Source organism: Micromonospora sp. CB01531, from assembly GCF_001905095.1.
In the GTDB taxonomy this organism is placed as follows: Bacteria; Actinomycetota; Actinomycetes; order Mycobacteriales; family Micromonosporaceae; genus Micromonospora.
Map to the genome: position 1 here is coordinate 245,701 of NZ_LWLS01000061.1, position 13,182 is coordinate 258,882.

Genomic DNA, 13,182 nt, shown 5'->3' on the forward strand with positions numbered 1-13,182 from the left:
TCGACCGATCGCCGGTGGGCTGAGAAACTGTGTGCCGGCCGGTGAGTTGGGGGTTCGATGAGCAACGGGTGGGTGCTGCCCGAGGACGTGTTGCGGGACGCGCCGGCGTACGCGCCTCGCCCCGGTGAGCTGGCCGATCTGGAGTTGCTGCTGACCGGGGCGTACGCCCCGCTGACCGGCTTCATGGCCCGCGCCGACCTGGCCTCGCTGAGCCGGCGCGGCCGGCTCGCCGATGGCACGCCGTGGCCGGTGCCGGTGACCCTCCATGTGCCCGCGGCGCTCGCCGACGGGCTGGAGCTGGACGACCCGCTGCGCCGGGCACTGGTGCTCACCGACGGTGAGGGTGCCCCAGTGGCGGCGATGGACGTGACCGACGTCTGGCCGGTCCGCGACGGCATGACGGGCGTGGGTGGCGCGGTGCGCCGGCTGGGCGACGGCGGCCACGGGCCGTTCCAGCGGCTGCGGCGCAGCCCCGACGAGGTCCGCGGGCTGCTGCCGCCGGGGCGGGTGCTCGGGGTCTTCGCCGACCGTCCGCTGCACCGGCCGCAGCTCGCGCAGATCGCGCACGCCGCCCGCACCCTGGGCGCGCACCTGCTGGTGATGATCCCGGTGGGTGAGGCGGCGACCGGCGGGGTGCCGTCCGAGGCGCTGGTGCGCAGCGTGTTCGCCGCCCGGGACCGGATGCCTCCGGCCACCCTGCTGGCGGTGCCACTGGTGCGGCGGCGCGACGAGATCAGCGACGCCCTGCTCCGGGCCCGGGTCGCCGCCGCGTACGGGGTGACCCACCTGCTCTCCACCGAGGGGATGCTCTCCGGGGCCGGGCTGCGCGTGCTCGTGCCCCGGGAACTGGCGTACGACAACCGGGACGGGCAGTGGCGCTGGCGGGAGGACATCCCGCCGCGCAACCGGCGGCTGGCGCTCAGCCAGGAGGAGATCGACGACCTGCTGGACCGGGGCTTCCCGCTGCCCGAGTGGCACACCCCGCCGGCGGTGGCCAAGGAGCTGGCGCGGGCCCGTCCGGCGCGCCGGCACCGGGGCCTGGTGATCTTCCTCACCGGCCTCTCCGGCTCCGGGAAGTCGACCATCGCCCGGGGCCTGGCCGACCTGTTGCGCGAGGGCGGCGACCGGAGCATCACGTTGCTCGACGGGGACGTGGTGCGCCGGGAGCTCTCCGCCGGGCTGGGCTTCACCAGGGCCGACCGGGACGCCAACGTCCGGCGGATCGGCTGGGTGGCCGCCGAGATCGCCCGGCACCGGGGGGTCGGCATCTGCTGCCCGATCGCCCCGTACGCGGCCGCCCGGGCCACCGCCCGGGAGATGGCGCAGGCGGCCGGGGCCGGCTTCCTGCTGGTCCACGTCGCGACCCCGCTGGAGGTCTGCGAGCAGCGCGACCGCAAGGGCCTGTACGCCCGCGCCCGTGCCGGCCTGATCACCGGGATGACCGGCATCGACGACCCGTACGAGGAGCCCACCGATGCCGACCTGGTGGTAGACACCACGGACATGACGGTCGAGGAGGCGGTCCAGCGGGTGATGGAGCACCTGACCGAGACCGGCTGGGTGGAACCCCGCCTCCAGCCGGCCTGACCTGGGCTCCCGCGCCGCCTGATCGGGGCCCGGCGCGCCGGCGCGCCGGCGGGCCGAGCAGTTCGGGCCGCCGCCCGTCAGGTCGCCGGAGAGCGGCGGCCGGCGGCCGCGCACCCCTTTCTTCCGCCGCTTCCTCCTGCGCGCTAGTGTTCATTCTTGTTGGAACACGTTCGACCACGTGAGCACGGGGTCGGGAGGCGGAGGTGAGGTCGGGTGCTGGCACGGCAGCGGCAGGCGGCCATCCTGGAACGGGTCCGTGCCGCCGGAGGCGTACGCGTGACCGAGCTGGCCGGCGAGTTCGGCGTCTCCGACATGACCATCCGGCGCGACCTGGAGACGCTGCACGAGCAGGGCCTGTTGGCCAAGGTGCACGGCGGGGCGACCCTCGCCGGCTCGACCGACGAGCCGGGCTTCCGGGCCAAGTCGGTCCGCCAGTCGGCGGAGAAGGCGGCGATCGCCGCCCGCGCCGCGAAGCTGGTCCGGCCCGGTGCCGCGGTCGCCCTCTCCGCCGGTACGACCACCGCCGAGCTGGCCCGCCGCCTGGTCGACGTGCCCGGGCTGACCGTGGTGACCAACTCGCTGCCGGTGGCCGAGATCCTGCACGTCGCCGGCCGGCCGGACCAGACCGTGGTGCTCACCGGCGGGGTGCGTACCCCCTCCGACGCGCTGGTCGGCCCGCTGGCCGTGGCGGCGCTCGGGGCGCTCCACCTGGACCTGCTCTTCCTCGGCGTGCACGGGATCAGCGAGCGGGCCGGGTTCACCACGCCCAACCTGATGGAGGCGGACACCAACCGGGCGCTGGTGGCCGCCGCCGACCGGCTGGTGGTGCTCGCCGACCACACCAAGTGGGGCACGGTCGGCATTTCCTCGATCGTCGGGCTGGACGCCGCCGACGTGCTGGTCACCGACGAACGGCTGGCGCCGGAGGCGCGCCGGGTACTCGAGGAACGGGTCGGCGAACTGCTGATCGTCCGCGGCATGGAAGGGACGAAGTGAAGCGTACGCGGATCGAGCTGGCCGACGGCCGCGAGCTGATCTACTTCGACGAGCGGGACGACGCGGTCCGGGACCAGCCGGACCGGCGGGACCTGCCCCCGCCGCCGCAGGCGTCCCAGCTCCGGTACGACCCGCTGACCGACGAGTGGGTGGCGGTGGCGGTGCACCGGCAGACCCGCACCTTCCTTCCCCCGGCCGACCAGTGCCCGCTCTGCCCGTCCCGGGGCGACCGGCTCAGCGAGATCCCCGCCCCCGACTACGACGTGGCGGTCTTCGAGAACCGGTTCCCGTCGCTGAGCCAGCGGGTCGCCGCGGAGCCCGCCGAGATCACCCCGTTCACCCCGGTACGCCCCGGACACGGCCGGTGCGAGGTGGTCTGCTTCACCGACGACCACCACACCTCGTTCGCCAGTCTTCCGCCCCGCCGGGTGCGGACCGTGCTCGACGCGCTCGCCGACCGGACCACCGCCCTCGGCGAGCTGCCCGGCGTGGCGCAGGTCTTCCCGTTCGAGAACCGGGGCGTGGAGATCGGGGTGACCCTGCACCACCCGCACGGGCAGATCTACGCGTACCCCTTCGTGACGCCCCGGACCCGCGCCATGCTCGCCGCCGCCCGCCGGCACGCCGAGCGCACCGGCGGCAACCTGTACGCGGACGTGCTCGCCGCGGAACGCGCCGCCGGGGACCGGGTGGTGGCGCGCAACGCGTACTGGACGGCGTACGTGCCGGCGGCCGCCCGCTGGCCGTTCGAGGTGCACCTGGCCCCGCACCGGCCGGTGCCGGACATCCCCGCGCTGGACGACGCCGAGCGGGACACGTTCGGCCCGCTCTACCTGGACGTGCTGCGCCGCTTCGACGGGCTGTTCGACGTGCCGATGCCGTACATCGCGGCCTGGCACCAGGCCCCGCTGCACGTCGACCGCGAGCTGGGGCACCTGCACCTGCAGCTGTTCAGCATCCGGCGGGCCGGGGACAAGCTGAAGTACCTGGCCGGCTCGGAGTCGGCGATGGGCGTCTTCATCAACGACATCGCCCCGGAGCGGGCCGCCGAGCTGCTGCGGGCCGCCTGAACAGAAGGGCCCCTGGGCAGCGACGGCCGCCTGCCGACACTCGGGGCAGAGCGGGTGCCACAACAGGGCGCGGGGGGCCCGGGACAGGGCCCCCCGCAAGGGAAGGGACGGCTGGCTGTGCGCGACAGCCGGGAAGGCTGGCTGATCGGCACTCTGCCGCGAGGCGACCGCGGTCAACCTTCCTGGATGGGACTGGCATCCCGTCCACCCAGCTCAACGAGGCGCGCCACCTCTTGGTGACGCCGGCACCGGACGACGGAGCCCGCCGGCGGGCGCCGGCGGGCTCCGTCGGTGACGGGACGGGAATCAGGCGGCGAGCTTGCGGGCCAGGTTCTCGTCGAGCGCGTTCATGAACTCGTCGGTAGTCAGCCACGGGGCGTCCCGCGAGATGAGCAGCGCCAGATCCTTGGTCATCTGGCCACCCTCGACGGTCTCGACGATGACCTGCTCCAGGGTGTTGGCGAACTCGGCGACCGCCGGGGTGCCGTCCAGCTTGCCCCGGTGGGCCAGGCCCCGGGTCCAGGCGTAGATCGACGCGATCGGGTTGGTCGAGGTCTTCTCGCCCTTCTGCCACTGCCGGTAGTGCCGGGTGACGGTGCCGTGCGCGGCCTCGGCCTCGACGGTGCGGCCGTCCGGGGTCATCAGCACGGAGGTCATCAGGCCGAGCGAGCCGAAGCCCTGGGCCACGGTGTCGGACTGCACGTCACCGTCGTAGTTCTTGCAGGCCCAGACGAAGCCGCCCTCCCACTTGAGCGCGGCGGCGACCATGTCGTCGATCAGCCGGTGCTCGTAGCTGATGCCGGCCTTCTCGAACTCCGCCTTGAACTCGTTCTCGAACACCTCGGCGAAGATGTCCTTGAACCGGCCGTCGTACGCCTTGAGGATGGTGTTCTTGGTGGACAGGTAGACCGGGTAGCCGCGGTCCAGGCCGTAGCGCATCGAGGCGCGGGCGAAGTCCCGGATCGACTCGTCGAAGTTGTACATGCCCATGGCGACGCCGCCGCCGGGGAACTTGGCGACCTCCATCTCCATCGGCGCGCCGCCGTCGGCCGGGGTGTAGGTGATGGTCACCGTGCCCGGGCCAGGGACGACGAAGTCGGTGGCCTTGTACTGGTCGCCGTGCGCGTGCCGGCCGATGATGATCGGCTTGGTCCAGCCCGGGACGAGCCGCGGCACGTTCGACATGATGATCGGCTCACGGAAGACGACGCCGCCGAGGATGTTGCGGATGGTGCCGTTCGGCGACCGCCACATCTTCTTCAGCCCGAACTCCGCCACCCGAGCCTCGTCCGGCGTGATGGTGGCGCACTTGACGCCGACGCCGTGCTCCTTGATCGCGTTGGCGGCGTCGACGGTGACCTGGTCGTCGGTCTCGTCGCGGTACTGGATCGACAGGTCGTAGTAGTGCAGGTCGACGTCGAGGTACGGCAGGATCAGCTGCTCCCGGATCTGCTTCCAGATGATCCGGGTCATCTCGTCGCCGTCGATTTCCACGACCGGGTTGTTTACCTTGATCTTCGCCATCGGCCGGCGCTCCTCTCGGGGGACACGTGCTCAAGCAGTACGAGCGTACTGGAAACTGACCGGGGCTTCTCAGCCGGCCTCACCCGATGGAATCGGGGTCACCCGGGACGGGTCGGGATGGCATCCTTCCCGGATGCCGCTGACGCACACGATCGGGTCTATCACGGTCACCGCGCTGGTCGACGGGGCGGGGCCGTTCTTCCAGCCCCGCGAGGAGGCTTTCCCGGACGCCACCGGAGACCAGTGGCGCGCGGCCGACCGCCGGGACCCGGGCACGGTCACCCCGGACGGCCGCTGGTGGCTGCCGTTTCGGTGCTTCGCCCTGCGTACCGGGGACGGGCCGGTCACCCTGGTCGACGCCGGGATCGGCCCGGCCGGCTCCCTGGCCGCGAGCTGGGCACCGGTCCCGGGCCGGCTGCCGGCGGAACTGGCCGCCGCCGGCATCGACCCGGCGGACGTCCGGACCGTGGTGCTCACCCACCTGCACAGCGACCACGTCGGCTGGGCGGTGCTCGGCACGCCGTACTTTCGCAACGCGGACTACCTGCTGCAACACGCCGAGCTGGCGGCGCTGGACCGGTTCCACCCCGAGTTGCCGGCCCGGCTCCTGGGGCCGTTGCGCGCCGCCGGCCAGCTCCGGCTGGTCGACGGCGACACCGACCTCACCCCCGGGGTACGCGTGCTGAGCACGCCCGGGCACACCCCGGGCCACCAGTCGGTGCTGGTCGACTCGGGCGCCGAGCGCCTGCTGGTCACCGGTGACCTGCTGGTGCACACCGTGCAGCTGGTCGACCCCACCCTGGCGTACGCCCACGAGGAGGACCCCGTGGCGGCACGCGGGGTCCGTACGGCCCTGCTGCGCGAACTGGCCGAGCACGGCCGGGCGGTGCTGGCGACGCCGCACCTGGGCGCGCCGTTCACCGAGGTGCCGGCACCTCGGTGACCGACGTCAGGGGCCCGGAGCAGGCGTACAACTTCGGCCTGGCCCGGGTCCTCGACGGCCTGGGCGTCCTGATCGACGGTGGACGCGGCGGTCGAGGCCGTTCCGGCGCGGCCCGGCCCGACTGATCCCCGGCCCGGACACGAAAGCGCCCCGCGACCGGCGGTCGCGGGGCGCTTCGGGCAGCCAGGATCACATGTTGGCGACGTCGGACTGCTTGGCGCGGACCGCCTCGGCGGCCTCCTTCAGGCTGGCCAGCTCGTCGGCGTCCAGGTCGGTCTCGACGACCCGCCGGACGCCCTCCCGGCCGATCTCGGCCTCGACGCCCAGGTAGACGCCGGAGATGCCGTACTGGCCGTCGACCCAGGCGCAGACCGGCATGACCTCGCCGGAGTCCTCCGCGACCGCCTTCGCCATCCGGGCGGCGGCGGCGGACGGGGCGTAGTACGCCGAGCCGGTCTTCAGCAGCGCGACCACCTCGGCGCCACCGTTGCGGGTCTTGACGACCAGGTCCTCGATCTGCTCGGCCGGCATGACGTCACGCAGCGGCTTGCCGTCCACCGTGCTCTTCGACGGGACCGGCACCATGGTGTCGCCGTGCGAGCCGAGGGTCAGGGTCTTCACCGACTTCACCGGTACGCTCAGCGCCTCGGCCACGAAGTTGGTGAACCGGGCGCTGTCCAGCATGCCGGCCTGGCCGAGCACGCGGTTCTTCGGGAACTGGGTGGCCTTCTGGGCCAGCGCGGTCATCTCGTCGAGCGGGTTGGAGACGACGATGACGACGGCGTTCGGGGCGTACTTGGCGACGTTCTCGGAGACCTGGCGGACGATCTTGGCGTTGGTCTCCAGCAGGTCCATCCGGCTCATGCCCGGCTTGCGGGGCAGGCCGGCGGTGATGACGACGACATCGGAGCCCTCGATGGCCTCGTAGCCCTCGCCGTTCGGACCGGTGGTGACGCCGACGACCTTGGTCTCGAAGCCCTCGACCGGACGCGACTGGTTCATGTCCAGCGCAATACCCGCCGGCTTCCCCTCGATGATGTCCGTGATCACCACGGTGTCGAAGATGTCGTACTCGGCCAGGCGCTGCGCGGTGGTGGAGCCGTAGAAGCCGGCCCCGACGACAGTGACCTTCTTACCCATGGTCGTCCCACTCCCTGATACCAGTCGGTTTTCCGGACCGTATCAGCCATCCTGTCACCGATCCGGCCAGGGGCGGACGGTTATGACGTGCTTGGGATGGTCAGGCGCCACGCTCGGCGCGTTCCACCACGTTGGTCAGCAGCATGGCCCGGGTCATCGGGCCGACGCCGCCGGGCATCGGGACCAGCTTGCCGGCGACCTCGGCCACCTCCGGATCCACGTCGCCGGTGTAGCGGCCCTTGCCGTCCGGGCCGATCACTCGGGTGATGCCGACGTCGACGACGGTGGCGCCCGGCGTGATCATGTCGGCGGTGAGCAGGCCCGGCACGCCGGCCGCGACGATGACGATGTCGGCGGCACGGGTCTGCTCGGCCAGGTCGAGCGTGCCAGTGTGGCAGAGGGTGACGGTGGCGTTCTCGCTGCGCCGGGTGAGCAGCAGGCCGAGCGGGCGGCCGACGGTGTTGCCCCGGCCGATCAGCGCCACCTTCGCGCCCACCAGCGCGACGTCGTGCCGGCGGAGCAGTTCGACGATGCCGCGCGGGGTGCAGGGCAGCGGGGCGTCATAGCCGAGCACCAGCCGGCCAAGGTTGACCGGGTGCAGGCCGTCGGCGTCCTTCTCGGGGTCGATCATCTCCAGCGCCCGCTGGGTGTCCAGTTGGGCCGGCAGCGGCAGCTGGACGATGTAGCCGTGGCAGGCAGGGTCGGCGTTCAATTCGGCGAGGACCGCGTCGAGCTGCTCCTGGGTGGCGTCGGCGGGCAACTCCCGGCGGATCGAGGCGATGCCGACCTCGGCGCAGTCGCGGTGCTTGCCGTTCACGTACGCCTCGGAGCCGGGATCGGTGCCGACCAGGACGGTGCCGAGCCCCGGGACGACGCCCCGATCCGCCAGCGCCTTGACCCGTGTCCGCAGCTCGTCCTTGATCTCCGCCGCGGTCGTCTTGCCGTCCAGGATGATCGCCGTCACGTCTGGATCGTCTCACGCCGCGCGCCCGGCCGGCCCGCGACGGCCAACGGTGCCGATTCGCGCCGCAGGCTTCGTCACCCAGAGTTATGGATTGTGGATTTCGCCACACGTCGGGGCGGACAGCCGATGCTCAACCAGGGTGGAACGGACGGCGGGCCGGTAAGCCCACGAGGATGTCGAGACCTCGTTCCGGGTGCGCCGGGCGACCTCAGCAGCCCCTCTGAGCGGCTCCTTCATCATCCCCCTCAGCGCCGGTGGACAAAGGCCCCGACGCGCGCCCGGTACCCCTTCGCCGCGCTCTCGGTGCCGAAGCCACCACCCGACATACCATTGCCGACCGTTGCGCAGCGTTACCAGCGCCGGGCCATTGTCGGCGACGGCCGGACCAGCGCGCGCCACTTCGCGCAGGAGGTCCGTGATGACAGCGCCCGCCAGCACCAAGGTTCGTGGCGAGACGATCCTCTCCGTCAACAACCTGGTCAAGCACTTCCCGATCACCCAGGGTGTGCTGTTCAAGAAGAAGGTCGGCGCCGTCAAGGCGGTCGACGGGGTCAGCTTCGAGCTACGCCGCGGCGAGACGCTCGGCGTGGTCGGCGAGTCCGGCTGCGGCAAGTCCACCCTGGCCCGGCTGCTCATGCGGCTGGAGACCCCGACCGCCGGCCGGGCCACCCTGGAGGGGAAGGACCTGTTCAGGGCCTCCGGCGCGGAGCTGCGCCGGCTGCGCCGGAACATGCAGATGGTGATGCAGGACCCGTACACCTCGCTCAACCCCCGGATGACGGTCGGCGACATCATCGGCGAGCCGTTCGACATCCACCCGGACGCGGCCCCGAAGGGCAGCAAGCGGCGGCGGGTGCAGGAACTGCTGGACGTGGTCGGGCTCAACCCCGAGCACGTCAACCGCTACCCGCACCAGTTCTCCGGCGGCCAGCGGCAGCGCGTCGGCATCGCCCGGGCGCTCGCCCTGCGGCCCGAGATCATCGTCTGCGACGAGCCGGTCTCCGCGCTCGACGTGTCGATCCAGGCCCAAGTGATCAACCTGCTGGAGCAGCTGCAGGACGAGTTCGGGTTGTCATACATCTTCATCGCGCACGACCTGTCGGTGGTCCGGCACATCTCGGACCGGGTCGCCGTGATGTATCTCGGCAAGATCGTGGAGACCGGCACCGAGCAGGAGATCTACGAGCGGGCCACCCACCCGTACACCCAGGCGCTGCTCTCGGCGGTGCCGGTGCCGGACCCGGAGGCGCGGGCGACCCGGAGCATCATCCGACTCACCGGCGACGTGCCGAGCCCGGCCGACCCGCCGTCCGGCTGCCGGTTCCGCACCCGGTGCTGGAAGGCGCAGGACATCTGCGCCACCCGGGAGCCGCACGCGGTGCTCCGCGCCGCGGACCCGCACCCCTCGGCCTGCCACTTCGCCGAGGTACGCCCCGCCGCCTGACCGGGCTGGCCGCGACGCGGGCCCCGCCCCCGGAGGAAGAGGGGGCGGGGCCTGCGCGGTCGCGGCCTACGGGCCGGCCGGCCCCCACGGACCGGCCGACCCGTCCGTGGTCAGAGTTGGGCGAGGGGGAACGCCCAGATGCCACGGCCGTGGGTCGCGACGTAGACCGAGTTGTCCACCGCGTTGTACTCGACGTCCATGCCCACGGTCAGCGGCAGGCCGGTGCCGAGCCGCTGCCAGTTGGTGGCGCCGGGTGCGCGGTAGAGGGTGGCCAGGTCGGTGGCCAGCACCAGGGCACCGTTGGACAGCTCCTTGATCGAGCTGGCCGGCACGTCCGGCAGGTTCGCCGAGACGTCCTTCCAGGTCGCGCCCGCGTCGGTGGTCTCGTAGACGTGGCCGAAGCCGGCGCCAGGTCCCTCGGTGAACCGGCGGGAGAACCCGTTGATCGCGAGGAAGGCGTGCGCGGCGTTCGCCGGGTCGATCCCGACGCCCTGCACGAACCGGTTCGGGAAGTCACCCGGCAGGGTGACCTGGTGCCAGCTCGACGGGTCGCCGACCTTGCCGACCGCGACGCCCCGGGCGAACCCGGCGTTGTTGCACGGCCCGCACCAGCCGACGTACGCCATGCCGTTGGAGACGGCGACCGAGGTGGCGGTGTGCCCCGCGCCCAGGTCGAAGACGTTCGTCCAGCCCTTGCCGTTCTGGATGGCGTAGCCCTTGGTGTTCACCCAGACGTGCTGGCCACCGGCCACCCAGACGTTGGCGTCGTGGTCGTCCGGCGCGAACGGCGCGATGAACCGGGCCGGCTCGTCGCCCGGCCGCGAGGTGTACGGCCGGATGTCCCGCGAGGTGGAGGTGCTCGCCGTGCCGGGGCCGGGGTTCTCGTTGCAGTTCTCGGTCACCCGCATGGCCAGGTTGGTGTACTCCTGGACCTGCCGGCAGCCGTTGGCCGGGTCGGCCAGCGAATCGCCACCGTCACCGCCGAAGTTGGACCCCATCACGGTGTCGCCGGGGCGGAGCACCGAGACGCCGTTGTCCTGCAGGCCGCCGGAGACGACCGTGCCGGCCCTGGCCGGGTCCTTGCCCACCGCCACCGCGTAGTACTGGAGGGCGTCGATGGTGCCGTCGTTGAGGCTCTCCCAGTCGGTCGCGTGCCCGGCCTTATCGGTCTTGCCGTTGATCGGCCGCCGGTACACCCCTCCGTCGTTGCCCACGTAGACGAAGCCGTTGCCGACCGCCACCGAGTGCTGGTCGGAGTGGGTCGTCTTGCTGCAGGTGTTCTGCGCGTCGTAGATGTTCCAGCAGGAGAAGTTGAAGTTCCAGTACGGACCGACGGTCTTCCAGGTGGCGCCGGCGTCGGTCGTCTCGTAGACCTCCTCCAGCCCCGCCCAAAGGTGGTTCGGGTTGGCCGGGTCCACCGCGACGAACTGGTTGTACCAGGCCTGGATGCCCGGGCCGTAGCCCTTGCCACCGACGGCCTGCTTGAGCGCCGAGCCGGAGTTGCCCAGCTTCGACGAGTCGGCGATCTTGTTCCACGGGCCGGCCGGGTTGCCGGTGTTGGCGACGTAGATACCGTCCAGGTAGCTGTTCACGTTGCCGGCCGGCTTGTTGAGCAGCCGCGGCGACTGGTTGATCGCGTACAGCCGGCCGCCTTCGGCGGAGAAGGCGAACGTCACGTAGCCGATGTCGTCGGCCGGCATGGCGCCGGTCGGGTTGACCTTCGTCCAGCCCCCGGCGGTGTAGTCGGCGGTCTCGTAGAAGCCGTTGTACGTGTCGCCGGAACGCCAGGCCGAGGCCACCACCACGTGCTTCGGCTTGCGCGGGTCGTTCGCCACGTCGTTGACGATGTTCTTGTACGCGGCGTTCGCGTCACCCGCGTTCGCCCCGCCCGGCAGGTAGCTCGGGTTCGGCGCGAACTCCAGCTTCCAGGCGCCCGAGGTGCTGCTCATCGGGTGCGAGAACAGGCCCCGGTTGGTGGCGACCCAGACCTTCCCGTCGAAGAACCGCAGCTCGTTGATGACCGTGCTCTCCAGCTCGGTCCCACCGACCCGGTCGGTCGGCTTGAACGCGCCGCTCTTCGGGTTGGCCAGCCGGTAGACGCCGGCGCCGACGTACGAGGTGCCGCCGGTGTTCGCCTCGCCGGTGGCGTACCAGAGCGAACCGTCGGCGGCCTGCACGAGGCCGCCGCTGGACAGCGTGGGCAGCGCGTCCGAGATCGGCGTCCAGCTCCCGCCGCCGGTCGAGGAGCGCCACACGCCGCCGTCCGCGCCGGCTGCGTAGACGTAGCCGCTGTTGTCCGCCGCGAGGCCGGTGATCCGGCCGGTGACCAGGCCGGCGCCACCCGAGGAGTTCGACGCGTAGTCGCGGTAGCGCGGGTCGTCGCCGTCGTACTTGATGTTGGTGACCTCGCGCCAGGTGCCCTTGGTGGCGGCGAGCCCGTTGAGCTGGCTCAGCGCGTTGGAGTACGCGCCCGGCGAGACGATGCCTGGGGCGTAGCGGGCCTGGGCGAACTGCTCGGCGATGGTCCGGGCCTCGAAGGCCTCCTCGCCGGCCTCCTCGGACGACTCCCCGGCCGCCATCTCCGTGAACTCCCTGGGGTGCCAGGGCAGGTTGGCGCCGGGCTCGTCGGCCAGGCCGAGCTTCTCCTGCACCTCGTGGTTGGTGGCGACGACGCCACCGAGCGCGGCGGCCAGCACCAGCGCGCCCGCGATTGTCGCCGGCTTACGCCAGCGGGACTTGGACATGTGAATCCTCCGGGATTCAAGGGGCCCGGACGGGTGGCCCGGGCTGGGAAAGCCGGGGCGGCGGATGGCCACCTGGGCAGGCTCGGGATCGGACGGATCGTCCGGATTCGACGGTTGTTCCGCGGCGCGTCGGCGGCGACGGGCGGGCGCGCGGGCGGCGACGGGCGGGCCGCGCGGGCGGGTCAGGCGACGGTCGGCGGGGCGCGGGCGAGCAGGGTGCCGCGCGGCGGCAGCGGTAGGGCCGGCGGCCGGTAGCGGGTCGGGTCGAGGCCCGGATGGGGCGGGCCGCCGACGGGCACGGGCGGGGCCGGGAGGAGATCGTCCGGTCCGTCGGCGGGGACGACGCCGGCGCGGTGGTCACCACAGTGTCCGCGGACCTCCGTCCGCAGGTCCGGCGGAGCGTCGGGGGGCGCGGGGCGCGCCACGACGGCTCGGGAGTCGCCGGAGGGCGGGGCCGTACGGCCAGGCGTGGTGACCGGAGCATCGACGACGGCCCCCGGTCGCGGCGCGGTGTCAGACGTGCCGAGCTGGAGCCGTTGCCGGGCCTGTCCGTCCGGGGCAGGAGCCGACGGCGGGTCCTGGCCGATCGACCGGTGCGCGGCGGTGACCATCGCGCCGGGACCAGGGGTTTCCCCGTGGGCGGGCGCCCCGAGACCGACCAGGACGAACGCCAGCGCCACGACGACGGCGGTCAACCGGTCGAACACGCGCATGGGGCGGACCTGTCGGTAGGAGGGGGCCGCTCGGGCGGGCGTCGCGAGGGGCCCGGG

Annotated in this window: 11 protein-coding genes; 6 read left to right on the forward strand and 5 right to left on the reverse strand. The window is 72.5% G+C overall.

Annotated features, from left to right (window positions below; all coding sequences use genetic code 11):
- The first annotated feature begins 57 nt into the window (after positions 1–57).
- The 3 genes from cysC to galT all read left to right on the forward strand — a co-directional run bounded on the left by cysC (position 58) and on the right by galT (position 3,653).
- Positions 58–1,587, forward strand: coding sequence for an adenylyl-sulfate kinase (gene cysC / locus A6A27_RS12895; protein ID WP_073834817.1), 1,530 nt, complete (start codon positions 58–60; stop codon positions 1,585–1,587).
- A 213-nt stretch (positions 1,588–1,800) separates the two neighbouring features.
- Positions 1,801–2,583 carry a DeoR/GlpR family DNA-binding transcription regulator gene (locus A6A27_RS12900; RefSeq protein WP_073834818.1) on the forward strand — a complete coding sequence of 261 codons (783 nt, stop codon included), beginning with the start codon at positions 1,801–1,803 and terminating at the stop codon, positions 2,581–2,583.
- The gene (gene galT / locus A6A27_RS12905; protein ID WP_073834819.1) at positions 2,580–3,653 is read left to right on the forward strand and encodes a galactose-1-phosphate uridylyltransferase; all 1,074 of its coding nucleotides are present in this window, start codon (positions 2,580–2,582) and stop codon (positions 3,651–3,653) included. Before A6A27_RS12900 ends, galT begins: the two co-directional genes overlap by 4 nt.
- 306 nt (positions 3,654–3,959) lie before the next feature.
- Here the strand turns inward: galT and A6A27_RS12910 are convergent, their stop codons facing one another.
- Positions 3,960–5,177 carry an NADP-dependent isocitrate dehydrogenase gene (locus A6A27_RS12910; protein ID WP_073834820.1) on the reverse strand — a complete coding sequence of 406 codons (1,218 nt, stop codon included), beginning with the start codon at positions 5,175–5,177 and terminating at the stop codon, positions 3,960–3,962.
- Between the two features lie 133 nt (positions 5,178–5,310).
- On the opposite strand from A6A27_RS12910, the gene A6A27_RS12915 reads away from it, so the two are divergent.
- Together A6A27_RS12915 and A6A27_RS46805 are read left to right on the forward strand one after the other, a co-directional pair.
- The gene (locus tag A6A27_RS12915; RefSeq protein ID WP_073834821.1) at positions 5,311–6,120 is read left to right on the forward strand and encodes an MBL fold metallo-hydrolase; all 810 of its coding nucleotides are present in this window, start codon (positions 5,311–5,313) and stop codon (positions 6,118–6,120) included.
- On the forward strand, positions 6,117–6,245 hold the full coding sequence (locus A6A27_RS46805; RefSeq protein WP_274534548.1) for a hypothetical protein: 129 nt from the start codon (positions 6,117–6,119) through the stop codon (positions 6,243–6,245). Before A6A27_RS12915 ends, A6A27_RS46805 begins: the two co-directional genes overlap by 4 nt.
- A 64-nt stretch (positions 6,246–6,309) precedes the next feature.
- Here the strand turns inward: A6A27_RS46805 and mdh are convergent, their stop codons facing one another.
- Entirely contained in the window at positions 6,310–7,260 is a 951-nt protein-coding gene (gene mdh / locus A6A27_RS12920; RefSeq protein WP_073834822.1) for a malate dehydrogenase, read from the reverse strand.
- 100 nt (positions 7,261–7,360) lie between these two features.
- Positions 7,361–8,224, reverse strand: a complete 864-nt coding sequence (locus A6A27_RS12925; protein ID WP_073834823.1) for a bifunctional methylenetetrahydrofolate dehydrogenase/methenyltetrahydrofolate cyclohydrolase — start codon at positions 8,222–8,224, stop codon at positions 7,361–7,363.
- A gap of 418 nt (positions 8,225–8,642) precedes the next feature.
- Between A6A27_RS12925 and A6A27_RS12930 the strand changes: the two genes are divergently transcribed.
- A complete protein-coding gene (locus A6A27_RS12930; protein ID WP_073834824.1) occupies positions 8,643–9,668 on the forward strand; it encodes an ABC transporter ATP-binding protein in 1,026 nt (341 codons plus the stop codon).
- 110 nt (positions 9,669–9,778) lie between these two features.
- Here the strand turns inward: A6A27_RS12930 and A6A27_RS12935 are convergent, their stop codons facing one another.
- Together A6A27_RS12935 and A6A27_RS12940 are read right to left on the reverse strand one after the other, a co-directional pair.
- On the reverse strand, positions 9,779–12,412 hold the full coding sequence (locus tag A6A27_RS12935) for a glycosyl hydrolase (protein WP_073834825.1): 2,634 nt from the start codon (positions 12,410–12,412) through the stop codon (positions 9,779–9,781).
- Positions 12,413–12,594: 182 nt separating this feature from the next.
- On the reverse strand, positions 12,595–13,125 hold the full coding sequence (locus A6A27_RS12940; RefSeq protein WP_073834826.1) for a hypothetical protein: 531 nt from the start codon (positions 13,123–13,125) through the stop codon (positions 12,595–12,597).
- Positions 13,126–13,182 lie beyond the last annotated feature (57 nt).